This is a genomic window from Frankia sp. CgKIO3 (genome assembly GCF_977946435.1).
Window position 1 is genome coordinate 1 of sequence record NZ_CDWTMO010000039.1, and the last position, 25,630, is coordinate 25,630.

Consider the following 25,630-nt stretch of genomic DNA (forward strand, 5'->3'; position numbering starts at 1 on the left):
CCCCCACACCGGCCACGACCCGGGGATCCGGCCCGACCAGGTCGACGCCGTCGGGAAGCAGCGTCTGCAGCACCTCGATGCCGTCCGGTCGGATGCCGTCCCTGGCCGCCCGCACCTGCGCCCACCCGGAGCGCGCGGCGACGTGTTCAGCCCCCGGCGCAGGTCCGTCGGACCCGGTTCGGGTGTCCGGATCGTCGGGCGGGACGGGGAGGGTGGTCTCGTCGTCGGCTTGTGACGGGCCGCCGTCCGATCCGTCTGCCAGGTCGCCTCCGTCTGCCAGATCGCCCGATCCGCCCGGAGTGGTTTGGCCGCCCGGGCTGGTCCGGGTACCTGGACCAGCCCGGCTCTCCCGATCTGGTAGACCCGCCAGGCCGGTCAGAGCCCGCCGCAGCCACGCCTGGACCGCCCTGGGCGCCGCCGCCGCGTCGACCAGCCCGGCGGCGTACGCCGAGCCTGCGGTGTAGCTGCCCGGAGACGGGGCGGTGCCGGTGACCGCCGCGACCACCCGAGGCCCGGCGAAGCCGACCGTCGCCCCGCGTACCGCGCACCGAAGGTCCGCGCGGGAGCCGATCGTCACCCAGACACCACCGGTGGTGGGCTGGTCCGCGACGGCGATGTGACCGACCCCCGCCGCGTCCAGCGCGGCGAGCGCCAGTGCGGCTCGGGGCAGTCCGACGAGTCCGGCGACCCCTTCCTGCAAGCGGGTGCCACCGCTGCGCAGGAACGACACCAGGGGACGGCGGCTGGCTGCGGCCGCGGTGGCGGCCTCGGCGAACCCACGTGCGTCCCGCTCGCCAAAGCTTCCCCCGTAAACCGTGAAATCCCAGACCGCGACCACGGCAGGAATGCCGGCCACCGCGCCCTCGCCCCAGCGCAGAGCCGGTCGACCGTCGTAGTCGGGCCAGCCCAGTCGGTTGACGGCCGCGGCCGTGGCGGGCCGCAGGGTGATGCCTGCGAGCAGGGCGGCGCGCCAGTCGGCGGTCGTCTCCTGGCCCGGCCGGGTGTCGCTGTCCACGCCTGCATTTTCGCGCCCGGGGCCGACCGGATGCCCGTCGTCGCGGCCATGGTGTCGTGGAACGGTGTCGTGGAACACGGACGGGCACTCCCCGCCGGCGGGTGGCCGGCGGGTGCTCGCGGGCCCGCACGCCTGCGACGCACCGCGCCTTCGGCCGATGGCGGCCGGGGACATACTCTTTCACCCACAGCCCCCTGGGCGGATGGGAACCCGGATCGAACCTGCTACACCGGTGCAGCGAGGGGCGCAGCGAAGGGAGCGATGCTCACACCGCTGATGGAGGACGATCCTCGCCAAATCGGCCCGTACCGTCTGCAGAACCGGATCGGTGCCGGCGGGATGGGGACCGTGTATCTCGGTTTCGCCCCGGATCGGCGTCCCGTTGCGGTGAAGGTCGCTGCCGAGGATCTCGCCGAGGACGAGGAGTTCCGCAGCCGCTTCGAACGTGAGGTGCGGGCGGCGCTGCGCGTGCGAGGCACGGCGGTGGCCGCCGTGCTCGACGCCGACACCGAGGCCGCGGCGCCGTGGATGGTCACCGAGTACGTCGAGGGGACCAGCCTGGCCGAGGCCGTCCGGGCCCGCGGTCGGCTGGAGGACCACCTCGTCCGGGGTCTCGCCGTCGGCCTCGCCGACGCGCTGGTCGCCATCCACGCCGCCGGTGTCGTCCATCGTGATCTCAAGCCGTCCAACATCCTGCTGGCCTGGGACGGGCCCAAGGTGATCGACTTCGGGGTCGCGCACCTGACCGACAGCGCCACGCTGACCCGCACCGGTCATGTGATCGGCACGTTGGCCTGGATGTCACCGGAACAGATGCGCGGCGAGCCGTCGGACGCCTCAGCGGACGTCTTTGCCTGGGCGAGCTGCATGACGTACGCGGCGACGGGGTGGCATCCCTTCCATGCCGAGACGCCGGACCTGCTTGCCGTCCGGGTACAGCGGGACTCTCCCGATCTCCACGCGCTCCCCGGATACCTGCTCAACCTGGTCGCGAGGGCGCTGTCCAAGGCCCCGCGGGAGCGGCCGGACGCCGCCTCGCTGCTGGCCGCGCTGGTAGGCCGGGAGGTGCGTGGGGTCACCGAGGCCGACCCGTCCGGTGGCTGGGCGCCGGACGTGCAGGGACCGGGCCCGGCACCCGGCCTGTGGCCGGTCGGACCGCCGCCACCCGCGTCGGCCTTTCGGCCCGCCGTGCTATTATCCCCCGCGGCACCGCCGCGACCGGTCTCCCCGCCACCGTCGGGAGCGGTTTTCCCGGGGAAGTGGGCGGATCAGGCGCCCGCGGAGCGTCGGGGCGCGACCGCCGCCGCGGACGTGGCGTCCGATCCGGGACGGTCGGAGGTGACCTATCGCCCCAGCGACCCGACTCCGCCGGCGCGTCCTCCCGATCCGTCGGCCTTCCCGCCAGCGGGTCGACCGGCTGCGCTGCGGGTCGGGCTGTGGACCGACGCTCGGCGGGCCGAGGCGCCGCGGCGCCGGCACTGGAACAGCGGCGCGATGCTGTCGGTTCTCTTGGCGGTACTCTGGATCTTCGGGATTGGCAGTGCCGCGGCTGTCGTAGTGGGACTGGTTGCGCGGGTTCGGATCCGCCGCCGGGATAAGCGTGGCGCCACGGTGGCGGCCGTCGGTATCGGCCTGGGTTGGCTCGGGATCGGACTAACGATGATCTTGATTGTCGTTATCCTGAAATTCTTCTGACTGGTCCGGAGGGGCTGGCCACGATCGGTGTTTCTTCCGTGTGATTTCCGACATAATGAGGGTCTTAACTTTCGTGACGTCGGACACGGGACGGCGTAGGGCAGGTCCCGTCGGTCACGCTCAGCGGCTCCCGGCGGACCCGCGCTCTGAGGACGGTGGGGCGGAAGCCGCCCTCGGCACGGTGGGTGTCCACACTCATTTGTCCTGTATCTGTCCTGTATCGACCTGCCGGGGCCCCGGACCGAGTCGAGGGATGCGCCGGATCGGCCCGTTCGATTCCACCCGTGGGCCGCCGGCGACGGCGGTGTGGTGCACAGCGCGTGGCGCGCGCTGTAACGCCCTCGTCAGTAGGCTCGCAGGCGTTCTGTGCAGCTCTACGTATCCCAACCCGTAACGACCGCATCCGACTGGACGGACCGTGGATCTTTTCGAATACCAGGCGAAGAAGCTGTTCGCCGAACATGGCGTACCGGTGCCCACCGGGAAGACCGCGACCACCCCCGAGGAGGCCCGCGCGATCGCCACCGAGCTCGGTGGCAAGGTCGTCGTCAAGGCGCAGGTCAAGACCGGAGGCCGGGGCAAGGCCGGTGGCGTCAAGGTAGCCGACGGGCCGGATGACGCCTTCGCGAAGGCGACAGCGATCCTCGGCATGGACATCAAGGGCCACACGGTCCACTCGGTGCTCGTCGAGGAAGCCAGCAACATCGCCGAGGAGTACTACGCATCCTTCCTGCTGGACCGGGCGAACCGCACCTTCCTCGCCATGGCCTCCCGGGAGGGCGGCATGGAGATCGAGGAGGTGGCGGCGACCAAGCCGGAGGCGCTGGCCCGGATCGCGATCGACCCGCTCAGGGGAGTCGACGCGGCCAAGGCGCGCGAGATCGCGGTCACGGCGAAGCTGCCCGAGGCGGCTCTGGACGGCGCGAGCGAGCTGCTGGCCAAGCTCTGGACCGTGTTCCTCAAGTCGGACGCCACCCTCGTCGAAGTCAACCCGCTGATCCTCACCGGTGACGGCCGGGTCGTCGCCCTCGACGGCAAGGTCAGCTTGGACGACAACGCCGACTTCCGCCACCCGGAGCACGAGGCGTTCGTCGACGTGGCCGCGGTCGACCCGCTGGAGCAGAAGGCCAAGGAGAAGGGCCTCAACTACGTCAAGCTCGAGGGTGAGGTCGGGATCATCGGAAACGGTGCCGGCCTGGTCATGTCCACCCTCGACGTGGTGACCTACGCCGGGGAGGAGTTCGGCGGCAAGCGCCCGGCGAACTTCCTCGACATCGGCGGCGGCGCGTCCGCCGAGGTCATGGCAAACGGTCTGTCGATCATCCTTGGTGACCCGGCGGTCAAGAGCGTCTTCGTCAACATCTTCGGTGGCATCACCTCCTGCGACGCGGTGGCCAACGGCATCGTGCAGGCCCTGAAGATCGTCGGCGACGTCAGCACCCCGCTGGTGGTGCGCCTCGACGGTAACAACGCCGAGGAGGGCCGCCGCATCCTGGCCGAGGCGAACCTGCCGGTGGTCAAGCCGGTCGACACGATGGACGGCGCGGCGAAGCTCGCCGCCGAGCTCGCCGCGGCCGCGGCCTGACCTGGGCGAAGGGGATTGCGAACCGATGGCTATCTGGCTTGACGAGAACAGCCGGGTGGTGGTGCAGGGCATCACCGGCTCGGAGGGCAGCAAGCACACCCGCCGCATGCTCGCCGCGGGCACGAACGTCGTCGCCGGCGTGAACGCGCGCAAGGTGGGCCAGCAGGTCGAGGGCGTGCCGGTGTTCGGCTCCGTCGCCGATGCGATGGCGCAGACCGGCGCCAACGCCTCGGTGATCTTCGTTCCGCCCGCGTTCACCAAGGACGCGGCGATCGAGGCGATCGACGCGGCGATCCCGCTCGCGGTGGTCATCACCGAGGGCGTGCCGATCCACGACACGACCGAGTTCTTCGCCTACTCCCAGTACAAGGCGACGACGCGGATCATCGGGCCGAACTGCCCGGGTATCGCGAGCCCCGGTCTGTCCAATGCCGGCATCATCCCGGCCGACATCACCCCCGGCGGGCGCATCGGCCTGGTCAGCAAGAGCGGCACGCTGACCTACCAGATGATGTACGAGCTGCGGGAGTTCGGCTTCTCCACCTGCGTCGGCATCGGTGGCGACCCGGTCATCGGCACCACGCACATCGACGCGCTCGACGCCTTCCAGGCCGATCCGAACACCGACGCGATCGTGATGATCGGTGAGATCGGCGGCGACGCCGAGGAGCGGGCCGCGGCGCACATCGAAGAGCACGTGACCAAGCCGGTCGTCGGCTACGTGGCCGGCTTCACCGCGCCGGAGGGCAAGACGATGGGCCACGCGGGCGCCATCGTGTCCGGTTCGTCCGGTACCGCGCAGGCCAAGAAAGAAGCCCTGGAGAAGGCCGGCGTCCGGGTTGGCAAGACCCCGTCGGAGACCGCCCGGCTGATGGCTGACATCATGCGGTCGTTGTAGGCCTGTCCCGATGATGAGCCCCGCGTCCCGCGGGGGCTCATCATCGGGACAGGTAGGGGTCTTGGCCGCGGGGCTTCGGGGACGGACGTCTTCCCTTCGCTTCCGACGGTTGCAAGACTTCTGCATCGGTGCATCGACGGCTCTCGTCTCCGCACCGACCGACCAGACGAAGTGGGGTTGCCGTCGTGGCACAGATCGGCGGTCGTAGCGTCGCCACCAACGACATCGGGGTGGTCGTCTCTGGGGCGGTCACGTTCATCGTGAGCTTCCTGCCGTGGTATTCGGTGAGCCTGGGGTTTTTCGGCCGCTCGGCGGAGGCTCACAAAAACGCCTGGGGGCTCGGGTTCAACTCCTGGTTCCCGGTGTTCCTGGTGGTCGTGGTCGCCGGTCTGGTGACGGCGCGCGTCGCCGCCAACGTCCGCATCCCGGACGTTGGTCCGGTCTCGATCCTGTGGATACTGCCGGCCGTCTCGGCGTTCGCCGTCCTTCTGCTGTTGATCAGATGGATCCGGTTCCCCGACGTGCCGAGCGGGGTGGACGCCGGGCCGAGTTTCGGGTTCTACCTCGCCTTGCTGCTGACGATCGTGCAGACCGTCTTCGGTGTGCTCACGGCGCTGGCGAGCGGAGCGCCCATTCCCGGCCGTCCGGGTGCCCGTCCCACCGGGCCCGGTCAGCCGGGCGCCTGGCCTCCGTATGGTGGTCAGCAGCCGCCCTACGGTCAGCCCTACGGCCAGCAGCCCACTCCCGGTTACGGCCAGCCGCCCACGGGGTACGGGCAGCCGTCGCAGGGTCAGGCTCAGTCGCCCCCAGGTTATGGCCAGCAGCCGCCTCCGCCGGGTGGTTACGGCCAGCAGGAGCCTCCTCCCGGTCGTTGATCCGATACGTGCCCGCCTCCATGCAGCCGCCCAGACTGCCGCGGCGCCTTGCCGATCGGATCTGGCAGCGGGGCGGACGACCCCTGGCGGAGGCGGTCGCCGCGTCGGCTGCGGGCCTGATATTCATCGAATTCGTCGTTCTGGTTGTGTGGGGAGCCGACACCGGCTCCTCCACCGGACCCGCCGCGGCTCTGCGCGTCGGAGCCGATCTGTGGCTTGCCGCTCACGGAACGACGCTGCGGCTCCCTGACGGGATCATCGCGTTCCGGCCATTGGGCCTCGCCCTCTTTCCGCTGGCCGCGACGCTGAGCGCGGCACATCGGCGGGCGAGCGCGGCACCGCTGCAGTCGCATGCCGTTCTCAACCGGACGCCCCTGGGCCGGGTGTCGCGGTTGCGGCCCGCCCGGCTCGGCGGAGGGCGCTCCGCCGCTTCGGTGGCGGACCTCGGGGACTCCCGCGGGGGCCGCTGCCGGTCGGATGGCGCCGTCGGGGTCCCTTGGCGGGCCGTGGCAGGCGACGTCATCGGCGTCGTGGGCGCCCAGACTCTCTTCGTCGTGGTCGTCGCGCTCATCGTGCGCACGCACTCGGTACGGCCGACCCCCGGTTCTGCGGCGCTGGGGACGGTCGCGTTCGGGATACCGGCCGCCCTGCTCGGCGCGCTGGCCGGCCGCCATCGGCTGCGCACGGCATGGCGGATGCTGCCCGTGATGCTGCGCGTCCCCCTGCTGTCCGGCGCGGCGGCGTTCATGGCGCTGCTGGCGGCCGCCGCGTTCGGGGTCGCGCTGGTGCTCGCGGCGACCGAGCCCGAGGTCGCCGCCGCCGAGCGCTCGCTCGACGTGGGCGTGCTCGGGGGTCTCGGGCTCACGGCGACCCAGCTTGCGCTGCTACCCAACCTGGTCCTCTGGGGTCTGTCCTACGCCCTCGGACCAGGATTTCGAACGGGTCCGGGTCTGGTCCGGGCGGATGTCGTCCGCCCGGCCGACCTGCCGGACCTCCCGGTGCTGGCGGCCCTTCCGCCGAGCGCGTTACCCAGGCCCGGGTGGCTTGTGCTGGCGCTGGTGCCCGTCGTGGCCGGCGTCGTGCTTACTGTCATGGTCCATCGGGCGAGCCTGGGACGCCGCTCCCGGGCTCGCATCCTGACCGTCCTGCTCGGGGCGGTGGTCTGCGGTGTCCTCGTGGGTCTGGCGGTCCAAGTGTCGATGGGACAGGTCGGGACCGTGACGGGTCAGGGTAACCACTATGGTCCCTCGTCCGGATGGCTGTGCGGCCTGATTGCCGGGGGGGAGACCGCGCTTGTCGGACTCCTGTTGATCGGCGGCATCGACCTGGCGGCCCGTCGGGCCGAGCGGCCGTTCGTCGCCGACGACGCGGCGGCGCCCTCCTGGTGGCGCAGGCTGCAACCGTCCGGCTCATGGTCGTCAGCCCGGCTGTCACGACGACACCCCTGACCGGCCTCGCGGCCCCGCTGCCGCGGCCTCCTCGAGGTCTGTGGGCCCGCAGCTCCCCGCCCGGCGGGGACCTTTCCCCGCCCGCTCCCTCCCCGCCTGCCCGGCACCCCGTCGGCCTCCGAAACTGTCTGCGCCGTCGGTTACCGTGACCGCACTGGATCATCTTCACGGAGGTCGTCGTGGCGGTCACGGTCGCCCGTATCCGGGCTGAAGCACTTCGCCTGCGGGAGCTGGGCTGGTCCTATCGCCGTATCGCCCGAAGACTGCAGACCCGCCATCACCTGAGCGCGCTCGTCGCGTTCCGCCTCGCGCACGGCTGGACGCAGGAGGAGGCCGCACGCCGCTGGAACGAGCGGTGGCCCGGTTCGGGGCCGGCCAAGACCGGTAAGACCTTCTCGTACTGGGAGAGCTGGCCGGCCAAGGGCGGCCGGGCGCCTTCCACACAGGTCCTGTCACGGCTGGCTGAGCTCTACCTGTGCCGGCCGAGTGATCTGCTGGACGGGCGGGACTACGGCGAGCTCGATGAGGGCTTCGAGGGAGGTGCGGGCCCCGCGGCCTCCGCCGGGTGCACCTGTGCAGCGGGCGGCACGGGTGGGGATGAGGAGGACGGGTGTGCGGGGCTGCGCTCGTTGGCTGACGGGCTGTCGTCTCCGGCGGCCTGCGAGGTCCCGTCCGCCCAGGCCATCGACGCGTGGCTGGCAGATCTCCTCGCCGGATGGGTTCCGGCGGCATGATCGGCAGCCCCGGGCTCAGGTGGCTGCCTGGCGGGCCGCGCCCGGCGGGCGCCGGTGCGCGCGTTTCCGGCGGGAAGCGGCGGAGCTGGTCGAGTCAGTACAGTCGGACCGGCCATTGTTCCGCCGCCGTCCGCAGATGGCGGTTGCGCAGCGGGCGGCTCGTCGTGTCGCCCGATTCTGCTTACGGAGTGTGTCTGTGTCTGCTCGTCTCGTCGTGCTCGCCTCGGGAGCGGGAACCACCCTGCAGGCGATCCTCGACGCAACCGCGGACCCCGGGTTCGGCGCGGCGGTCGTGGCGGTCGGCACCGACCGCTATGGCACCGGCGCGGAACGGCGGGCCCGGGCGTCGGGGGTCCCGGTGTTCATCGTTCGTCTCGAGGACCACGCGGACCGGGATGCCTTCAACGCCGCGACGGCCGGGCGGATCGCCGAGTTCGCGCCCGATCTGTTGGTCCTGGCGGGCTACATGAAGATTCTCAGTGCCCGGGTGATCGGCCGGTTCCGGACGATCAACACCCACCCGTCGCTGCTGCCCGCCTTCCCGGGAGCCACCGCGGTGCGTGACGCGTTGACCGCCGGGGTGAAGGTCAGCGGGGTAACGGTGCACTGGGTCGACGAAGGCGTTGACACCGGTCCAATCATCACTCAGCGGGCGGTGCCGGTTGAGCCAGGCGATACCGAGCAGACACTTCATGCACGGATCCAGAGCGTCGAGCGAGGACTGTTCGTCGCGACGATCGGCGAGATCGTGCGGGCCGGGAGCGGCGACTCGGCCCCGGCCGGACCTCGACGGGGCGAGCATGGGTCTCCCGCATCGGTAGAAGTTTGGATACAGGAGGAATCATGACGTCATCGGGCGAAGGTGTGGCCGGCGAGGGCGGGGCTATCCGCGGATCCGAGCCCGGCGAAGTGGTCCCCACCGGGCGGCGGCCGCTGCGACGGGCGCTTGTCAGCGTCTACGACAAGAGCGGGCTCGACGTCCTCGCGGAGGCGTTCCTCGTGGCCGACGTCGAGGTGGTCTCGACCGGTTCGACCGCCGACGTCCTGGCCCGTCACGGGCTGGCGGTCACACCGGTGAGCACCGTGACCGGCTTTCCGGAGGTGCTGGGCGGTCGCGTCAAGACGCTGCACCCCCACGTGCACGCCGGTCTGTTGGCCGATCTGCGTAACGCCGAGCACGCCGCGGCGCTGGCCGAACTCGACATCGCCCCGTTCGACCTGGTCGTCGTCAACCTGTATCCGTTCGCCGCGACGGTCGCCTCCGGTGCGAGCGAGGACGAGGTGATCGAGCAGATCGACATCGGCGGTCCGGCCATGATCCGCGCGGCGGCGAAGAACCATGCGTCGGTCGCCGTCGTCGTCACACCCGGCGACTACACCGAGTTGGCCGCCGCAGTCCGCGGATCCGGATATGATCTTCCCGCTCGCCGTCGGCTCGCCGCGAAGGCGTTCGCCCACACCGCGGCGTACGACATCGCCGTGTCTTCGTGGTTCGCCGGCGCCGTCGCGCCGGACAAGGTGGCGCGGGAGAGCGGATGGCCCGACGTGCTGTCCGCGCAGTGGCACCGTACGGAGGTCCTGCGTTACGGCGAGAACCCCCATCAGCGCGCCGCGCTCTACGTGGAGAGCGACGCCGGGGGTCGGCCCGGCCTCGCCTCGGCCCGTCAGCTGCACGGCAAGCAGATGTCCTACAACAACTACACCGACACCGACGCCGCCCGCCGAGCAGTGTTCGACTTCACCGAGCCCGCCGTGGCCGTGATCAAGCACGCCAACCCCTGCGGCATCGCGGTCGGCGCCACCATCGCCGAGGCCCACCGCAAGGCGCATGCCTGCGACCCGGTCTCCGCCTTCGGCGGGGTGATCGCGACCAACCGTCCGGTCTCGGTCGAGCTCGCCGAACAGATCGCGGAGATCTTCACCGAGGTCGTCGTCGCACCGGCATACGAACCCGCCGCGGTGGAGATCCTCTCCCGTAAGCCGTCGATCCGGCTGCTGGAGTGCCCGCCGCCGCCGCACCAGCGCGGGATCGAACTGCGTCAGATCAGCGGAGGCCTGCTCCTGCAGTCGCGGGACGCCGTCGAGGCGCCGGGCGACGAGCCGTCCGGATGGACGCTGGAGGCGGGATCACCTGCGGACGAGGCCCTACTGGCCGAGTTGCGGTTCGCCTGGCGGGCGGTGCGCTCGGTGAAGTCGAACGCCATCCTCCTCGCGTCCGGCGGTGCCACCGTCGGCGTCGGGATGGGCCAGGTGAACCGGGTGGACGCGGCCCGGCTCGCGGTGACCCGGGCCAGGGACCGGGCGAAGGGGGCCGTCGCCGCGAGCGACGCCTATTTCCCGTTCCCTGACGGCTTCGAGGTGCTCGCCGAGGCGGGGGTGCGGGCCGTGGTCGAACCGGGCGGGTCGGTGCGCGACGAGCTCGTCATCACGGCCGCCCGAGAGGCCGGCGTCACGCTCTACTTCAGCGGTGTCCGCCACTTCGCGCACTGACAGCGGGCCACCAGGCCGGTGGCACCGGCGTATGTTCCGCCAGCCACCGGCCGAAGCCTTTGCCGAGGAGTCGTCGGCGGCCCCGGCACGCATCTCTTCACCAGCGCATGTCTTCACCGGAATCGGCGGCCCCATCGCAGATGCCCGTCCGTACGCCGATACTCCAGTTCGATCGAAGGAGTCGACTCGCCGGTGTCGCCGGCGACACCGGTGCCGGTGCCGTCGCTCGCCACGACGCCGGGCGCCCCCGGCGCGTCGGTGCGGGTGTCCGGTCGGGCACTGGGCAGGCGTCCGGGACGCTGGCTGACCTCCGGTAGATGATCACTGTCAGGCCGATGATCGGCCTGGGACAGCGACAGTCCGGCCGCGGCCGCGCCGGGCCGGGCTCCCGTCCGCTCGTCCGCTCCGGATGGCCATAGCGGACCGGACGACTGCTGATCGGTGCCCGGTCGTCTGTCCCCGGACGTTCTGTCCCGACCCGCCGGCCGGCTGGCCTCGGTCGATGTTCCGACCGGCTCTGGTGGCTCTGGTGGTTCGTCCGTGGCGCCGCCCAACGGCGCCATGCGCCGTTCGGTGCCCTCACTTCACGAGGCGGCGTTCGCCTCCGCGGCTGCCGAGCCCCGACGCCCGCTGGCGCTGCCGTTGGACGTCGTCGCCATCGGGCTGGCCGCCGCCGCGAGCGCACCGCCGAGCTGGTCGCCGTTCGGCACATAGCGCTGGGCGACCCAGTCCAGGGCGTCGCGCCAGCTCGCGCCGTAGAGCACCGAGATCCGATCCGCTGTCTGCCTCGCCAGCGCCTGGACGAACACTCGGTCGTCGCTGTCCAGGTGTCGGGCGTCCCCGAAGGTCTCCCAGGCCCGGAACATCAGTTCCTGCAGCTGCTTGCTGTGTGGTGATTCGTCTGTCACGTCACGCTCCATCCCACTTGGGCACTGCGGCCGGAAGTCCGCCCTAAGCCTGCATGATGCCTATAGGCGGGGATGTTGCATATTGTGCGCGTGATGTGTTCGGATGGGGTAATCGCATCTTTGACCGCTGGCATATGATATAGGGTGGTTATCCCCCGCTCCGGCAGGTCGTGGCATCGGGCAGATCGCCGTCGTGGAGGATCCGCCGCCCGACGGGCCGGCCGTTCACCGGGCGCCGTTTCGGGACAGCCCTGCGTCTGGAGACGTAGAGACTCGAGACGCAGAGATACGGGCCGCGTCGAACGATCTCGGCTTGCGGCCGGGAGACGCTGGGGCCGGCGAGTGGGATGTCGACACCCGGCCCCCGCCTCGGCGTGGCCCCGCCGTGCTCTCGTGCGTCCGTGGGCGCCGGATGCCGCAGGCGGCCTACCGTGTGTTGGTAAGGACCGATGTCCTGGTTGGATTGGTGTTCGATGCATCCTGCACTCGGGTGGAAGCCGTCGCCGATGATGGCGGGGACGCCACCATGTCCCGTACGGGGCCACTGTCCAGCAGGAGATCCCAACCGCTGCCGGAGGTGAGGGTGACCGACGCGGTGCGCGGCTCCGGCCCGGCTCGACCCGGGGGTGATCCAGGCCGCCCCGGGCCGGGGGGGCGGTACCGATCCGACGGATATTCCGGCGGACATGAGGCGCCCGATCCCCGGGCGGAGCGGGCAGAGCTGCCGCTGCGCCGCGCTGGGGCGGAAGCGGACCGGCGGCGTCCGTCGTGGCCGGGCACCACCCGCGTCGACGTCTTCCGTCCGATCGAGGATCGTGACGAGCGCCTTCCCGCCGAGTATCGCGGGTTGCGTCGGTTCGACCGTCCCGTTCCGCCGGCACCGGCCCCGCCGGCCGCCCCGGGTCCGCCCGGATCGTCCCCACCGGAGCGGGTCGAGGGCGACGGCATCCCATCGCACGACCCGTGGCGTCCGGTGTCCTCCCCGCTGGTCGGCCCCGAGGAGCACCGGAAGTCGGCGGTCGGTGCGGAGCCTGGGCCACCAGTGGCAGGGACCATCTCCGGATCCCGGAGAACACCGGTCCCAGCTGCCTCCCCGCCACCATTCGTCACGCCCGGCGCACCCGCCGGGGCCGGGACTGCCGGGCGTGGCGACGGGGGCGGGATCGGCGGCTGGCTACGGCGGGAGGCCACCTTCGCGTTGGTGCTCGCCGGGGTCACCGTCGGGCTGGTGCTGGTCTTCCAGGACAGATGGCGCCGAGGAATGGTGGTCGTCGGCGTGGTCCTGGTGATGGCCGCTCTGGCCCGTTTGGTGCTGCCGGCACGGCGGATCGGCCTGCTGGCGGTGCGGGGGCGGGCCTTCGATGTGGGTATTCTCCTTCTGTTTGGAGTATCTGTGATAATCCTCACATTCGCCGTTCCCTATATCGGCCCGTGACGGGTTAGCGCAGGCCGTGACGGGTTAGCGCAGGCCGTGGCGGGTTAGCGCAGGCCGGTCATGGTGCGCCGCATCGCCAGACGGGTCAGGGAACTCGCCGGGATCGTGCCGCGGCCCAGTCCGATCTCGACGAGCGTGTCGTACAGCTCGGTACGAGTGCGGGCGGCCCGCACCGCCGCGTCCATCAGCGTGCGGCGCCGCCCGGCGAGACCGGCCAGCAGGGCCGTGTGCCGCAGATGCCGTCCCAGCTCCGCGTCGAGAGCGCGTCGGTAGACCCGGCCCGCGCTGGCCGGGTGCGCCGCGCGGACGGCGGCATGCCCGGCCAGCGACCCCGACAGCACCGCGTAGTAAATGCCCTCCCCGGTCAGGGGGTTGATCAGGGAGGCCGCGTCCCCGGCGAGCAGCACGGGACCGTTCGGCTGCCGGGGGCGATGGGTCGACAGCGGCAGATGATGGGCCCGCAGCGTGGCTGGATGCGCCGGTGTCTCGGGCAGCATACGGGCGAGCGTGCGGCGCAGGACGGTCTTGGCGCTCGTTCCGTCCGTCCCGCCGGCCAGCCGGGACCGCAGCATCCCGTAGCCGATGTTCGCACGGCCGTCGCCGATTGGGAACGACCAGGCGTAGGCCGGCCAACCCTCGTCGGTCATGTGGATGAACTGTTCGGGGGGCCGTCGTCGAAGGCGACGTCGGTGTAGGCCCGCACGGCGATCGCCATCGCCTCGGGGGGGGTTACCCGGCAGCCCGAGCCCGCGGCGTACCGCGGAGTTCGCGCCGTCCGCGCCGATGACGATCCGCGCCGTGAGCGTGCCGTTGACCACGACGACCGGCTCCCGTCCCCGACCGTCCAGGCGCGGCCGGTCGGTAAGTTCCAGGGACCGCACGCGCCGCTGGATCAGCTGAGCCCCACGTGCCTGGGCCGCGGCCATCGAGACGGGCGTCGAAGACCTCCCTGGGTACCACGTAGTTGGCTCGGGCCGAGGGAGTGGCCACCTCGGCGCCCCCTGGGGTGCGCAGGCGCATGCGGTCCACCGGCCGGTACCCGGCGACCGCATCGGTCACGCCGAGATCACGCAGGACGTCCAGGCCGTGCGGGGCGATGCCGTCACCGCAGGTCTTGTCCCGGGGGAACTCAGCGACGTCGACGATGACGACGTGTGCGTCCGGGCGTTCTCGCAGGGCGCCCAGAGCCGCCGCGCTGCCGGCCGGGCCGCCCCCGACGACAAGGACGTCGATCGTGCGGGAAAGTAGATCGACCGCCTCGTCCACGCGCACGATCGGGGTGGCGACGGTGATCGTGTCAGCGTCCTTGACTGGTCCTGCCGTTACGTATCGTGGTCCTGCGGTTCCCGTGATGTCACGTCTCCCCGCCCGCTCCCGCGGACCTGAGCCGTCCCTCGGATCCACGCCGTCCCTCGGGGTCACGCCGGATCCTCGGGCCTCCGTAGTGGCGTTCTCTCCGGGGTGCTCGTCACGCGGGGCGGGCGGGCCGGACGAGGATGTGAGGGTCTGCACGCCAGCCAGTCTCGCAGCCGGCTGCCCCCCGGTGGACGCATGCCCCGCCTCGCCCGCCTCGCCCGGCCCGCGGGGTGGACCGGGTGCCCGGGTCGTCGGGACCGGCGGGAAAACCTCGTACAGTGCGGAACGTGGACGCTCTTGGACAGGTGGCGGCGTGGCCGGTCGAGACCGTCGCGGTCGCGGTGATGGGCCGGGCGGACGAGGCGGTCGGACCGGGTGCGGGGTCCGGGTGGCCGGACGCAGCGGTGACCCCGCGGGTCCGGGAGGTGGCGCGGACCGGACCACTCGATCACCCCTTCCGGCTGGCCTCGGTGTCGAAGCTGCTCAGCGCCTATGCGGTCCTGATCGCCGTGGAGGAGGGCGCGATCGGGCTTGACGATCCCGCCGGACCCCCCAGGTCCACCGTGGCTCATCTACTCGCCCACACCTCCGGGCTCGCGTTCTCGGGGACCCGCACATTAGCCCCCCCGGGTACCCGTCGCATCTACTCCAACACCGGGTTCGAGCGGCTGGGGGAGACGCTGGAGAAGGCGACCACCATCGCCTTCGCCGACTACCTCGCCCAGGCGGTCTTCGAGCCCCTCGGGATGCACGGTGCCCGGCTGACGGGATCCCCGGCCTCCGGCGTGACGGCGACGCTTGCCGACATGCGACGCTTCGCTGCCGAGCTCCTCGCCCCGACGCTGATCACCTCCGCGACGTTCGCCACGGCCATCTCGGTCGCCTTTCCCGGACTTGCCGGCGTGTTGCCGGGTTTCGGCCAGCAGACCCCCAACGACTGGGGACTCGGCTTCGAGATCCGCGGCAACAAGCACCCGCACTGGACGGGCAGCTCCAACGCGCCGTCGACCTTCGGCCACTTCGGGCAGAGCGGGACCTTCCTGTGGGTGGATCCCGTCGCCCGCCTCGCATGTGTGACTCTTTGTGATCGTGATTTTGGCGAGTGGGCCCAGCGAGCCTGGCCACCGCTGGCGGACGCGATCCTGGCGCAGGCCCCCTCGTGGTCCGCAAACCGCTCGGCGTGACGTGCGAGAAAGGGCGGGGGCGGCGCGGCCGTCAGTGACCGTTTCCGGTCGGATGCCGGTTTCTTCCGAGGGCATTGTCAGCTTTTGGTCATGATCTGGAATCCAGATCTCCTTCCCATGGTCCGCGCGGGACGGCCGTGGCTCATGGGCCATGATGTCGGCATGTTTCCTCGGCGAGACCGATCCCGACGGCCGGTTCCTCACCCGGCGCAGGCAGGCATGGATACGCAGAGTAGCGAGCGTCGCTGCTTTCGTCGGGGAGCCGGTCCCGCATGACTGAGGGGGTGAACGGTCATACCGTCCAGGTTGTCCCGGCCGTTGATCCCGGTGAATCGGTTGTTCCGGTTGTTCCGGTCGATCCGGTCGATCCGGTCGATCCGGTCGATCCGGTCGATTCCGCGGGTCGGGTGGACATCGGCGTGGCGATCGGCATCCCCGAGCCGTACCGCACAGAGCTTCAGGACTGGCGGGAGCGACTCGGCGATCCGAACGCAGCCCTCATCGTCCCGCACGTCACCCTGCTGGGTCCGACCTCCGTCGGGCTCGTGGACCTGCCCGTGATCGAGCGCCACCTCGCGCGGGCGGCGCGGGCGAACTCCCCGTTCACCATCCGCCTGCGGGGATCCGGCACGTTCCGGCCGCTGTCCCCGGTCGTGTTCGTCGCCCTCGCCATGGGTATCCTCCGGTGCGAGAAACTGGCGGCGGTGGTGCGGTCCGGTCCTCTCGACCGGCCGCTCAGCTTCGCCTACCATCCGCACGTCACCGTCGCGCACGACCTCGCCGAGGACGCGTTGGACCGCGCCTTCGATGCGCTCGCCGAATATCAGGCGCAGTTCGAAGTCAACGGGTTCGGGCTGTATGAAAGAGGCGCCGACCTGCGCTGGCGGCAATTACGCTTCTTCCCGTTCGGTCGCCCTGCGCGTGGGCCGGAACCGGTGGGCGGCGGGGGGCGACACGCCACACTCGGATCTCGGGAGTAAGCGCGCGTCGCCGGGGGGACAGTAACGAATGTGGCGGGACCTCGTCAGGCGGTACGGGCCAGTGTCGGGACGGTTTCCGGCACCGCTGTGGCAGTACGCCGGAAACGTCCGTTTCTCGATCACCTCATCCGGGCATATTCCCGCTACACAGCCGACGGCGGTGATCGTCTCGCGGCGTCGGCGACCTACTTTGCGTTCCTGTCGTTCTTCCCGCTGGTCGCGCTGGCCTTCGCGGTCACCGGCTTCGTCGTGGACGCGTACCCCGATGTGCAGGAGAGCCTGACCCGGCAGATCAACGACTATCTTCCGGGCTTGGCGGACAAGCTCGACGTTGCCTCGATTGGCAACGCCAAGGTCGGCGTGGGCATTATCGGTCTTGCCGGCCTCCTGCTCGCCGGACTCGCGTGGATCGACGCGCTGCGGGGTGCTATCCGTCTCGTATGGCACCAGGACATCGACGTTGGCAACATCATCACCCGGCGGCTGCGGGATGTCACGGTGCTCGCGGGACTGGGGCTGACTCTGTTGGCCTCACTCGTCGTGACCAGCCTCTCGACCTCGGCCACCGGGTCATTCCTGAGCTGGATCGGATTGTCCGGCAGCACCGCCGCGGCCTGGGTGACCGGCCTGCTGGCCCTGCTCGTCGCCCTCGCGATCGACACCGCGGTTTTCCTCTATCTGTTCTGGCGGCTGCCGCAGCAGACCGACCGGGTGCGGACGGTCCGGGGTGCGGTGCTCGGCGCCGTCGGAGTCGAGATCCTCAAGATCGTCGGTACCTGGCTGGTCGGGCAGACCATGAGCAATCCGGTGTACGGTACGTTCGCGGTGATCGTCGGGTTGCTCATCTGGATCAACATCGCCATGCGATGGACGCTGTTCGTCGCGGCCTGGACCGTGACGGCGCCCTACAACTCCGACGTCTTCCCCTCCGGTTCGGCAGCCCGGCATTCCGTGGCCGAGGCGGCCGACCACGCGGCGGCGGGGAGCGCGGGTGCGGGATCCGCGGGGCCGGGATCCGCGGGGCCGGCGTCCTACCGGTCGAGCGGCTCGCCGAACCCGGAGGCCTCCCGCCGCCCGGTGTCCGGCTCCCAGACCGGCTCGACGCCGCTCGAGCCGGCTTCATCCGACTCGTCATCGGCGAAGCCATCCTTGGCCGGACCGCTGCGGGTGGCGTCGGAGGGCAGCCCGCGTGGCACGGTGCCCATCCCCGCCCGGGTACGGGCACTCCTGCGCCGCCGCATACCCTCGGGGACATCCAGCAGGTCGGACTGATCAGGTCCGGCCGCCGGCCTCAGCCTCACGGACACGTGTCCGTCGCGCGGTGCGGGCGGCCGACCCGACGGGCGCTCGACGTCCCGGAGGCCCGCCGCCGCGTGCCGCCGCCGGTGCCGACGCACTCGGGCGGCTCGACGGGTGAGCGCGGTGAGCAGGCATGCCACGACGGTGCAGCCGATCGCAATCCAGGTTATCGGGCCGATGCCGCTGCCAGGATCGCCCGCGCGGGCGACTCCGTGCCGCGAGGAGGCTGTTGCCGCGCCGGCGGTTGGCACGATCCCTGGACCCGCCGGGCTGACGGAGGGCCGGTCTCCCGCGGGCCCGCTCGACGCCGGCGCCGTCGCCCTGGGGTTCGCGAGATACCCGACCGGGGTGACCGTGTCGGCGTGCGCGAAACCCCAGTCGAGCAGCGCGCGTGCGTCCTTGCCGTAGGCGGGAGCCGTCCGCAGCAGGGCGACGATGAGGGTGTGGCCGTCGCGGGTGGCCGCGCCGACGAACGTCGCGCCGGCCGCGATGGTGTAGCCGTTCTTCACCCCGATAGCCCCCTCGTAGGAACGCAGCAGGGCGTTGTGGTTCTGGATCTCGAAGCGGGTACCCCCCCGGCCGGCGAGCGAGGCGCGCGGGATCGTCAGGTAGCTCCGCACCGTCGGGTTGTCCAACGCCGCCCGACCGAGCACGGCTAGGTCGTGCACACTGGTGACCTGGCCCGGACTGTCCAGCCCGGTCGGGTCACCGGCGACGGTGTCCGTCGCGCCGAGCGACCTGGCCAGAGCGTTCATCCGCTGCAGCACGGCGGGGGTTCCCCCGCTCGCCTGGACCAGGGCCATGGTCGCGTCGTTTCCGCTGGAGATCAGCATGGCAGTCGCCAGGTCACGGACGGTGTATCCGACCCCCGGCACGAGACCGACCTTCGTGCCGTCCACCCGAGGGGCGTTCTCGTCGACCGTCACGACCCGGTCCGGCGGCAGGCCGGGCAGCACGGTCAGCGCGGTAAGGATTTTCATCGTGCTGGCCGGGAGATCCTGGGCGTGGGGGCGGTAGGCGGCGAGGATGGCGCCGCTTCCCGCGTCCGCGACAAGCCACTCGGCGGCCGTGAGACCGGCCGGGGGAGCGGAGTCGGAGGCGGCGGTGGGTGCCGGTGCGGCGAGTGGGACGGCCGCGGCCGCCGGAACGATCTTCAGGAACGGGGCGAGAATCGCTCCGAGGACCGCCACGGCCACCAGCGCCCGCCCGAGGCTTCCGCGGAGGCGACACGGGTCATGCCGGGGCGGACAGGGGACACGCACCTGTCGAACGCTACTGGGTTTCCCCGTTCCGCAGAAGGGTGGTCACGACCCGTGTCGCGAGTGGGTGTTTCCTGTGGAGGAATCCACTGGTTGCGGCTTTCCCATTGAATGCCAGGAGGAGCCCGTATGGGCAGAGAGGCTATGGTGCCCGTGTGTTGTGAATCCTCTGTTCTTGAGGTGCGTCGTCGCGCTGGCCTCCCGGGTGGAGTCGTCGAGCGTGGTCTCCGGGGTGGGACCGGTGGCGATGGTCGGCGTCGTCTTCCTGTCGGGACCGCCGTTTTCGCGGTTCCCGGTGCGGGTGGCATACCCGGCGTCCGTGGAGCGAGGGAGGATGCCGGTCGTGCTCACACCCGTGGTGTTCCTGCGCTTGTGGTGCTTGGGCCGCCGGGGGCGTTCCGGATTCCCGGCATTCGGCTTGCCCGTGGCGGGTGGGTCCTCGGTCTCGGGGTCGCTCGTTTCCCGGAGGCCACCACCGGCCGTGGACGCCGGCCCGCCGTGCCGTGACGACGATCGTGCCGCGGTTGGCTTCCGTTCATCCGACGCCGTCTGGTGCGGAACGCGAACCGCGTCCCGAACCAGGCTCTCGATGTCGCCGCGAAGAGATTCGAGTTGGCCGGCCAGCTCGCCGCGCACGTACTGCCGGGTCGCCGCATCGCTCTGGGCAAGCCGGAGCGCGGCGATCTCACGCGCGAGAAACTCGGTGTCTTCCCGCATACGTACAGCGGCCGCCCGATCTTCGGCCAGCGAGGCACGGTCACGGTCGTCCTGTCGGTTCTGGGCGAGCAGGATCAACGGCGCCGCGTAGGCGGCCTGGGTCGAGAAGGCCAGGTTCAGCAGGATGAAAGGGTAGGGATCCCACCGCAGCAGCGGTAGCGCGATGTTCAAGGCTATCCAGACGATCACGATACAGGTCTGAATGGCGAGGTACCGCCCGGTTCCCAGGAAACGGGCGATGGCCTCCGCGAAGCGACTGACCGATTCCCGGTCCATGCCCCGGGGGATCAGTGTGACCCGGCCGGAAGCGGGCAGGTCGAGACGCTCGGTGCAGGCACCACGACGTCCCGCGGCCCGTGATGTTGAGATGCTCATGGAAGATCCCCCTCCGCGCGCCCCAGTCACCGCCGGACAGCTGTGAGTGCGCATTCCTCGAGCAGGCCGCGGGCGGCACCGCCACGGCGACCTCTGGTCGACACGACTTCGATCGACCGCACCTGCTTGTGCACTGCTCGCGGCCCATGCGACTGCCGACCCGGACGGATCAGGGAAGCCCGGCCGGGACAGGGTGGATCCGCGCTACCGGCACGAACCGATCGGGCCGGGAGATCGCGGTGACCATCGATTCCCGAGCCGGAGACGCCGTCGCCGACGGCACGGCTGCACCGGACAGGAGGGCCGTGCGTCCGAACAGGCCGGACTTCCGAACAGTGCCCCGGGCGTCGTCTACCCGGGTTCCGTGGACGCGGGCCGGGCGCGACGGTGCGCGCTCATCGGCCCGGGATTCAGCGCTGGCTGACGTCCACGAGCAGGAAGCGGCCTTTACTGGAGCACCCGCCAGGACTCACAGCGGCCACCTCCTCGCGCTGGTCCTCCTTAGAGGATTTTTCGGGGGCTTGTCAAGGATAACCGCCGGAGTTGTTCCCTAACCCACTGGGGCACCCGTGATATCGGTCGCGATGACGTCACCCGAAGCGGGGACCGTCACCGTGGCGCGGGTGGCGCGGGTCCCGGCGCGGGCGCGGGCGTCCCACTCCTCGGCGGGCCGCGCGCTCGCCTCGGCCAGGGTCTGCCAGAACGCCGAAGGAGCATCGGCGAGCGCGGCAAGGCGCAGCCTTCGCAACAGCATTCCCTCGTCTGGTTCGATCCGGCGCCCCCGGATGTCGTCGGCCCCCTCCATCGCTCCCTCCCGTCATCCCGCCGTCTTGCCCGTCTTGCGTATCCCTTGCGCATCCTCCGTGTCGGTGCCGCCCGTGACCAGACCGTCGTCCGGGAGAGGTCGGTGTTGTGCGGGACAGGCCGGTGTTGCGCGTAATCGGTCCGACCTTTACCGCAAAGTGCTCCCGGGCAGCGGGGGAAGCGCGGATACTGATCAAAGCGGCGGGACGGCGGAGGAGTCGCGCGAGATGATCTATCGTGGGTAGGCCCGTCTCGTTGATCGTGCGGCATGACGGGCCTTCGTGGTCAGCCTGGTCCCCGCAGTGCCCAGGGCTGGCGATGGCCCAGCCGTCCGCCGCGGAGCTGCGGGCCGCGTTGCCCGACGTCCTCGCGTGGTACTTCGGTGAGGACACCGACACCGACGCGCAGATCCACGTCGAGCGGAGGCTGTGCGGTGGCGTCGTCGTCCGGATCGCCCAGGATGCGCAGCTGTGGGAACGTCAGCTGGTCGCCGACCGGCTGGGCGAGGCCTTGGCCGCCGGGGACCAGGCGGCGCGGCTGCGTGCGGCCCCGGGTAACGCAGCCGGTGAGATGATCTATGTCTGCGCGCTGCAGTCGGACCGCGTCTCCTGGCTGACGGGCCAGCTGGAGGACGAGAACGACGCGGTCGTGGCCACCCTCCCGGTGGCCGAGACGATGCTGTGGACCATGCGGTTCGGAGCGGCCCACAGCGGGGCCGGGGAATCGGTCCAGCCGCCCGCCTACCGCCCTGAGACGACGTTCAGCGAGGTGATGCGGACCTTCGCCGGGCCGCTCCAGCACCTGCGAGCGTGAGCCGCGGGACATCGAAGGCCATAGTCGTCGGATCGTGGTTCCTGATCGCGGCCGGTGTCTGAGCGTAGGGTAGCTGGCCGAATTTGTAAAATATTCACTTATGGCCTAGGTGCTGTGGCGGTTGCGGCGGTCGTGACAACAGGAGGATGGGCACTCGGCTTCGGCCGCGGATCCATTCTTCGACACCGCCGTCGGGGTGCCCGGCGACACGCAGCAGATCATGGTGGAGGGTCGCGAGTGGTCGGTTGTGGATTGGTGCGTGGTGCGCGACGCGGTTGCGGAGCCGAACGAGGCTGTCGACGGGGTTGTAGATCCGGGTCCGTTGTGCCGGGCGAAGGTTCGGGAACGCGCGGCGGAGTGCGGGAGTCCACAGGGTTCCCTCGTATCGCCTGGTCAGGAGGTAGCGCCAGAAGCCGAACGTCAGCTCGGCAATCATCCGACCAGGCGTGATGACCTTCCCGTCGCGCCGCAACCTGACGTAGGCGTCGGCGATGTCCTGCCGTCGATGGGCTTCGAGGATGCCGGCCGGGTCGTCGTACCACTGGCCGGGCCTTCGCTGGCGCTGATGCCAGAGAGTGAGCTGGTCGTGCAGGGCGTTGCGCAGGACGATCTCGAAGAGCCCGAGGACCTCGTGGAACGCGGCGCTGATGCTGCTGTTCCACTCGTACAGGGCCACTGCCCGCTCGAGGTCGTGGTTGCAGACCCGTTCGTACGGATCGAGGCGTTCGGCGCTCAGCCTGCGCCGGAGCTGGACCGCGAGGGCGTGCGACGGGGTCACGGCGTTCGACATCGGGTTACCGGTCTTCTAGACTTTCGAGGTGGACACCCCGGATGGCCTCTACCGCTCAGGCGGCATGCCCCCCGGGGTTTTGTCTGTCCGCCCGCCTTAGGGCGATCTACGTGGCCGAACTCGCGCCCCCACACGAAGACCGCGGCTCGCCGCCGGTGGGGTGACTGGAGTCGAAGCGCGCGTCCTGGTTCCTGATCGCGGTGGGTGTGTGGACGTGGGCCATCTGGCCAAACTTGTAGAACATTCACTTATGACCTAGGTACTCCCCGGGGCCGGGAGTGGTCTTGTGTCTCTCGTGTGTACCCGGGCCGTTAGAGATCGTTTCCGCTCGTATGGTCGACAGAGGTCTGGTCGATCATGTCGAGGGGGTGACGGTGAGCGCTTCGCCAGGAGTGGTAGGGACGGCTAGGCTGATCTCCATGGAGCGAGCGGCGCGGCTGACGGCTGTCGTCACGCATGAGGGCGACTGGTACGTGGCACGGGCTCTGGAGGTCGAGGTGACCAGCCAGGGAGCCAGCGTCGAGGAGTCGCTGGCAAATCTTCGCGAGGCGCTGGAGCTGTACTTCGAGGACCAGCCGTTCCCCGTGACCGCTGCGGACGGTCCCATCGTCGCTCCGCTGGACATCCGCCTGTCGGCGTGACGCCCGCGCTGCCTCGGGTCTCCGGGGCGAAGGTGGTGAAGGCTCTGGGGCGTGCCGGCTTCGAGGAGGTCGCCACGCGTGGCTCGCACTGCAAGCTGAGGCACAAGGAGAACGCCCGGGTCGTGATCGTCCCGCTTCACCGGGAGCTGGCGACGGGCACGCTCGCCTCTGTTCTGCGTCAGGCGGGCATCGAGGCGGAGGAACTTAGGACGTTGCTCACCTGAGCTGCGCGTGGTTCTGGGTGCAAGCTGGGTGGGTGACTCTGTCGAAGCGTGTTTCCTGGTTCCTGATCGCGGTGGGTGTGTGGACGTGGGCGATCTGGCCGAATTTCCTTCGGAACGTGTGGAAGGATGATCGTTCCTGGGACGACGGCCCGACCGGCTTCTTCACGGTGCACTTGGTCCTGACCGTCGTCTCCCTCGTAATCGGTTCCGTCGTTGGCTGGCTCGGCATCCGCGGCGCACGCGCCGTCCGCCATGGCGATACCGGTGATGGTGCCTCATCCAGGAAACTGATCAATTCGGGTCGTTGACATGGTGAAAGCGGCGGCAGTCTTCGAAACCGCTCCATGTCATGATCGACTCTACGCCGTGTGATCCTCCTGGCTTCAGAGCATGCCCAGCCGCGTAGCCATGCCACCAGCGTGGCACGGCTACGGACCAGTTTCGCAGATCAGATACCAGGGATGACGGGCCATGGTCATCTCGCCGCCTCCGAACTCGCCGATACCACGCCGCGGACCATGCGGGCAGAGGGGCCGCGACGTAACGGCCGCCTAGGGGGACGGCCGCCGAGTAGCCGGCCGTCGCGTAACGAGAACCGCCACCGAGGTGGATGCCACATCCGCCACCCAGCAGGCCACGACTTCACTATTTGTTGGGAACTTGGCCGTTTCGTTGTGGCACGCGGCTAATCTTGATGGCTCATACCTCGCCCAACGACTGAGTGGATAGACGGGCCACCGCTACCAGCAGCGGGGCTCTTCCCGAACCCCGGCCCTTCCTCCGGAGGAGGGGGTCCGCCGCCGGCGGTGGGCGCCGGGGGTTCCCGCGCGACACGGTGTCAGCCGACCTGCTCGGTGGGCCACATGAGTAGTTCGTTGATCGCGACCCGCCGCGGCCGGGTGACGATGTAGGCGACGGCGTCCGCGATGTCCTCGGACTGCATCGGCTCGATGTCGGCGATGCGGCGCATGACGATATTCCGGATCTCCTCGCGGATGTGGGACGTCAGCTCGGTCTCGACGGAGCCCGGTTCGACCACCGAGACGCGCACGTGCCGGGCGGTGACCTCTTGGCGCAGCGACTCGGTGAACGCGTTCACCCCGAACTTGGTGAGGTTGTAGATGCCGGCGCCCATGGTGGCGTGCCGCCCCGCCACTGAGCTGATGTTCACCAGGTCCGCGACCTGGCGGGGGCCGTCGTCCGCGGCAGTGAGCAGATGCGGCAGCGCTGCATGGGTAACGTACAGCAGGCCCTGCAGGTTCAGGGCCACCATCCGGTCCCACTCCTCGGTCGGCGCGTCGAGGATCGGCCCGGGCAGCATGATCCCAGCGTTGTTGACGACGGTATCGAGCCGACCGAGCTCCGCCACGGTGCGCTTCACCGCGTCGACGGCCTGGGCCTGGTCGGTGATGTCCAGCGGGAGGGGGAGGGCGGTGCCGCCGGCGCCGGTGATGTCGGCGGCGAGGCGCTCGAGCCGGTCGCCGCGCCGCGCGACCAGCGCCATCGCGGCGCCGTGCCGGGCCAGCTCGCGGGCGGTCGCCTCACCGATGCCGCTGCTCGCACCGGTCACCAGGGCAACGGTGCCGTCCAGCCGTTCGCTCATGTGGTCCAGCCGTTCGCTCATGTGTACGCGCTCCTGAGTCGTGGGCGAAGTCGCCGGGTCGGTCAGCGTGGTCAGACGCCTTACCCAGAGCGGCTGGAAGGCGGTGTCGCGGCCGGCCGCACGAACCGGTGGAACCCGGCGACAGGCACTGTCCGGTCATGCCGGGCGAAGCTTACTGGAACGATATCGCTTCCGTGGACAGCGAAGTCGAGATTCCCCGTCCATAGGGAAGGATCGTCATGGGGTCAGCTCGCCGGACGGCTGGGGGTCACTACGTGTCCATTCACGGGTGCGTGACGGCGGTCCGCTGAGCTGGGCGTTTGCGTTGGGGTTACACGTGGTGGCTGTTGCTTGATCGTGGCTGTGGGGCGTGGATGATCTGGTCTTGTGGCTGGCCCGTCCGTGTCGTGGGAGTCGCGTCTGGCGGCTGCCGAGGCGCGGGTCGAGGAGTTCGCGGCGACGAACGCGCGGCCGTCGTCGTCGTCCGGATACATGAGCCCGT

25 protein-coding genes and 2 pseudogenes are annotated in these 25,630 nt (G+C 70.4%); 17 read left to right on the plus strand and 10 right to left on the minus strand.

The window, feature by feature from the left end; translation table 11 throughout:
- Positions 1–1,015 (minus strand): carboxyl transferase domain-containing protein (locus AC08OJ_RS06885; protein WP_476595315.1); only part of this gene is annotated, 1,015 nt, incomplete at its 3' end.
- A 261-nt stretch (positions 1,016–1,276) separates the two neighbouring features.
- On the opposite strand from AC08OJ_RS06885, the gene AC08OJ_RS06890 reads away from it, so the two are divergent.
- From AC08OJ_RS06890 to purH, 8 genes are all read left to right on the plus strand, one after another.
- Positions 1,277–2,710, plus strand: coding sequence for a serine/threonine-protein kinase (locus tag AC08OJ_RS06890; RefSeq protein ID WP_476595316.1), 1,434 nt, complete (start codon positions 1,277–1,279; stop codon positions 2,708–2,710).
- Between the two features lie 418 nt (positions 2,711–3,128).
- Complete coding sequence (gene sucC / locus AC08OJ_RS06895) at positions 3,129–4,295, plus strand: ADP-forming succinate--CoA ligase subunit beta (protein ID WP_476595317.1); 1,167 nt, start codon at positions 3,129–3,131, stop codon at positions 4,293–4,295.
- A 25-nt stretch (positions 4,296–4,320) separates the two neighbouring features.
- Positions 4,321–5,193, plus strand: coding sequence for a succinate--CoA ligase subunit alpha (gene sucD, locus AC08OJ_RS06900; protein ID WP_462203621.1), 873 nt, complete (start codon positions 4,321–4,323; stop codon positions 5,191–5,193).
- Positions 5,194–5,378: 185 nt separating this feature from the next.
- Complete coding sequence (locus AC08OJ_RS06905; RefSeq protein WP_476592174.1) at positions 5,379–6,068, plus strand: hypothetical protein; 690 nt, start codon at positions 5,379–5,381, stop codon at positions 6,066–6,068.
- Positions 6,069–6,088: 20 nt separating this feature from the next.
- Positions 6,089–7,516, plus strand: a complete 1,428-nt coding sequence (locus AC08OJ_RS06910) for a cell division protein PerM (protein WP_476592173.1) — start codon at positions 6,089–6,091, stop codon at positions 7,514–7,516.
- 179 nt (positions 7,517–7,695) lie between these two features.
- Complete coding sequence (locus tag AC08OJ_RS06915; RefSeq protein WP_476595318.1) at positions 7,696–8,250, plus strand: helix-turn-helix domain-containing protein; 555 nt, start codon at positions 7,696–7,698, stop codon at positions 8,248–8,250.
- Between the two features lie 196 nt (positions 8,251–8,446).
- Complete coding sequence (purN, locus tag AC08OJ_RS06920; RefSeq protein ID WP_476592171.1) at positions 8,447–9,097, plus strand: phosphoribosylglycinamide formyltransferase; 651 nt, start codon at positions 8,447–8,449, stop codon at positions 9,095–9,097.
- Positions 9,094–10,740 carry a bifunctional phosphoribosylaminoimidazolecarboxamide formyltransferase/IMP cyclohydrolase gene (gene purH / locus AC08OJ_RS06925; protein ID WP_476592170.1) on the plus strand — a complete coding sequence of 549 codons (1,647 nt, stop codon included), beginning with the start codon at positions 9,094–9,096 and terminating at the stop codon, positions 10,738–10,740. The genes purN and purH overlap by 4 nt, the downstream gene beginning before the upstream one ends.
- A gap of 113 nt (positions 10,741–10,853) precedes the next feature.
- Here the strand turns inward: purH and AC08OJ_RS06930 are convergent, their stop codons facing one another.
- Both AC08OJ_RS06930 and AC08OJ_RS06935 read right to left on the minus strand, forming a co-directional pair.
- Complete coding sequence (locus AC08OJ_RS06930) at positions 10,854–11,303, minus strand: hypothetical protein (protein WP_476595319.1); 450 nt, start codon at positions 11,301–11,303, stop codon at positions 10,854–10,856.
- A gap of 21 nt (positions 11,304–11,324) precedes the next feature.
- A complete protein-coding gene (locus AC08OJ_RS06935) occupies positions 11,325–11,648 on the minus strand; it encodes a hypothetical protein (protein ID WP_476592168.1) in 324 nt (107 codons plus the stop codon).
- 583 nt (positions 11,649–12,231) lie between these two features.
- Between AC08OJ_RS06935 and AC08OJ_RS06940 the strand changes: the two genes are divergently transcribed.
- Entirely contained in the window at positions 12,232–13,083 is an 852-nt protein-coding gene (locus AC08OJ_RS06940) for a DUF3017 domain-containing protein (protein WP_476592166.1), read from the plus strand.
- A 44-nt stretch (positions 13,084–13,127) separates the two neighbouring features.
- Here the strand turns inward: AC08OJ_RS06940 and AC08OJ_RS06945 are convergent, their stop codons facing one another.
- Entirely contained in the window at positions 13,128–14,135 is a 1,008-nt protein-coding gene (locus tag AC08OJ_RS06945) for an FAD-dependent monooxygenase (protein ID WP_476595320.1), read from the minus strand.
- Between the two features lie 46 nt (positions 14,136–14,181).
- Positions 14,182–14,595: pseudogene (locus tag AC08OJ_RS06950) on the minus strand (hypothetical protein); the annotation flags it as partial.
- Positions 14,596–14,726: 131 nt separating this feature from the next.
- On the opposite strand from AC08OJ_RS06950, the gene AC08OJ_RS06955 reads away from it, so the two are divergent.
- The 3 genes from AC08OJ_RS06955 (at position 14,727) to AC08OJ_RS06965 (ending at position 17,875) form a co-directional block, all read left to right on the plus strand.
- Positions 14,727–15,623: a serine hydrolase domain-containing protein gene (locus AC08OJ_RS06955; RefSeq protein ID WP_476592165.1), complete on the plus strand. Its 897-nt coding sequence runs from the start codon at positions 14,727–14,729 to the stop codon at positions 15,621–15,623.
- Positions 15,624–15,895: 272 nt separating this feature from the next.
- Positions 15,896–16,603 carry a 2'-5' RNA ligase family protein gene (locus AC08OJ_RS06960; protein ID WP_476595321.1) on the plus strand — a complete coding sequence of 236 codons (708 nt, stop codon included), beginning with the start codon at positions 15,896–15,898 and terminating at the stop codon, positions 16,601–16,603.
- An 87-nt stretch (positions 16,604–16,690) separates the two neighbouring features.
- Positions 16,691–17,875, plus strand: a complete 1,185-nt coding sequence (locus AC08OJ_RS06965; protein ID WP_476592163.1) for a YihY/virulence factor BrkB family protein — start codon at positions 16,691–16,693, stop codon at positions 17,873–17,875.
- Positions 17,876–18,336: 461 nt separating this feature from the next.
- On the opposite strand, the pseudogene AC08OJ_RS06970 reads toward AC08OJ_RS06965, so the two are convergent.
- From AC08OJ_RS06970 to AC08OJ_RS06980, 3 genes and pseudogenes are all read right to left on the minus strand, one after another.
- A pseudogene (locus AC08OJ_RS06970) lies at positions 18,337–19,164 on the minus strand (D-alanyl-D-alanine carboxypeptidase family protein); the annotation flags it as partial.
- 42 nt (positions 19,165–19,206) lie between these two features.
- A complete protein-coding gene (locus tag AC08OJ_RS06975; RefSeq protein WP_476595322.1) occupies positions 19,207–20,253 on the minus strand; it encodes a DUF1003 domain-containing protein in 1,047 nt (348 codons plus the stop codon).
- A gap of 550 nt (positions 20,254–20,803) precedes the next feature.
- Complete coding sequence (locus AC08OJ_RS06980; protein WP_462188796.1) at positions 20,804–21,058, minus strand: hypothetical protein; 255 nt, start codon at positions 21,056–21,058, stop codon at positions 20,804–20,806.
- A 236-nt stretch (positions 21,059–21,294) separates the two neighbouring features.
- Between AC08OJ_RS06980 and AC08OJ_RS06985 the strand changes: the two genes are divergently transcribed.
- On the plus strand, positions 21,295–21,870 hold the full coding sequence (locus AC08OJ_RS06985; RefSeq protein ID WP_476595323.1) for a hypothetical protein: 576 nt from the start codon (positions 21,295–21,297) through the stop codon (positions 21,868–21,870).
- A 94-nt stretch (positions 21,871–21,964) separates the two neighbouring features.
- Here the strand turns inward: AC08OJ_RS06985 and AC08OJ_RS06990 are convergent, their stop codons facing one another.
- Positions 21,965–22,660, minus strand: a complete 696-nt coding sequence (locus AC08OJ_RS06990) for an Abi family protein (protein ID WP_476595324.1) — start codon at positions 22,658–22,660, stop codon at positions 21,965–21,967.
- A 164-nt stretch (positions 22,661–22,824) separates the two neighbouring features.
- On the opposite strand from AC08OJ_RS06990, the gene AC08OJ_RS06995 reads away from it, so the two are divergent.
- The 4 genes from AC08OJ_RS06995 to AC08OJ_RS07010 all read left to right on the plus strand — a co-directional run bounded on the left by AC08OJ_RS06995 (position 22,825) and on the right by AC08OJ_RS07010 (position 23,833).
- Positions 22,825–22,899 carry a hypothetical protein gene (locus tag AC08OJ_RS06995; RefSeq protein WP_476592178.1) on the plus strand — a complete coding sequence of 25 codons (75 nt, stop codon included), beginning with the start codon at positions 22,825–22,827 and terminating at the stop codon, positions 22,897–22,899.
- A 180-nt stretch (positions 22,900–23,079) separates the two neighbouring features.
- Positions 23,080–23,301, plus strand: a complete 222-nt coding sequence (locus AC08OJ_RS07000) for a type II toxin-antitoxin system HicB family antitoxin (protein ID WP_023839758.1) — start codon at positions 23,080–23,082, stop codon at positions 23,299–23,301.
- Positions 23,298–23,525 (plus strand): type II toxin-antitoxin system HicA family toxin, encoded by a 228-nt coding sequence (locus AC08OJ_RS07005; protein ID WP_006542954.1) that lies wholly within the window; start codon positions 23,298–23,300, stop codon positions 23,523–23,525. The genes AC08OJ_RS07000 and AC08OJ_RS07005 overlap by 4 nt, the downstream gene beginning before the upstream one ends.
- A 32-nt stretch (positions 23,526–23,557) precedes the next feature.
- Positions 23,558–23,833 (plus strand): SCO4848 family membrane protein, encoded by a 276-nt coding sequence (locus AC08OJ_RS07010; protein WP_476592159.1) that lies wholly within the window; start codon positions 23,558–23,560, stop codon positions 23,831–23,833.
- Between the two features lie 530 nt (positions 23,834–24,363).
- On the opposite strand, the gene AC08OJ_RS07015 is transcribed toward AC08OJ_RS07010, so the two are convergent.
- The gene (locus AC08OJ_RS07015) at positions 24,364–25,149 is read right to left on the minus strand and encodes an SDR family NAD(P)-dependent oxidoreductase (protein ID WP_476592158.1); all 786 of its coding nucleotides are present in this window, start codon (positions 25,147–25,149) and stop codon (positions 24,364–24,366) included.
- Positions 25,150–25,630: the final 481 nt, after the last annotated feature.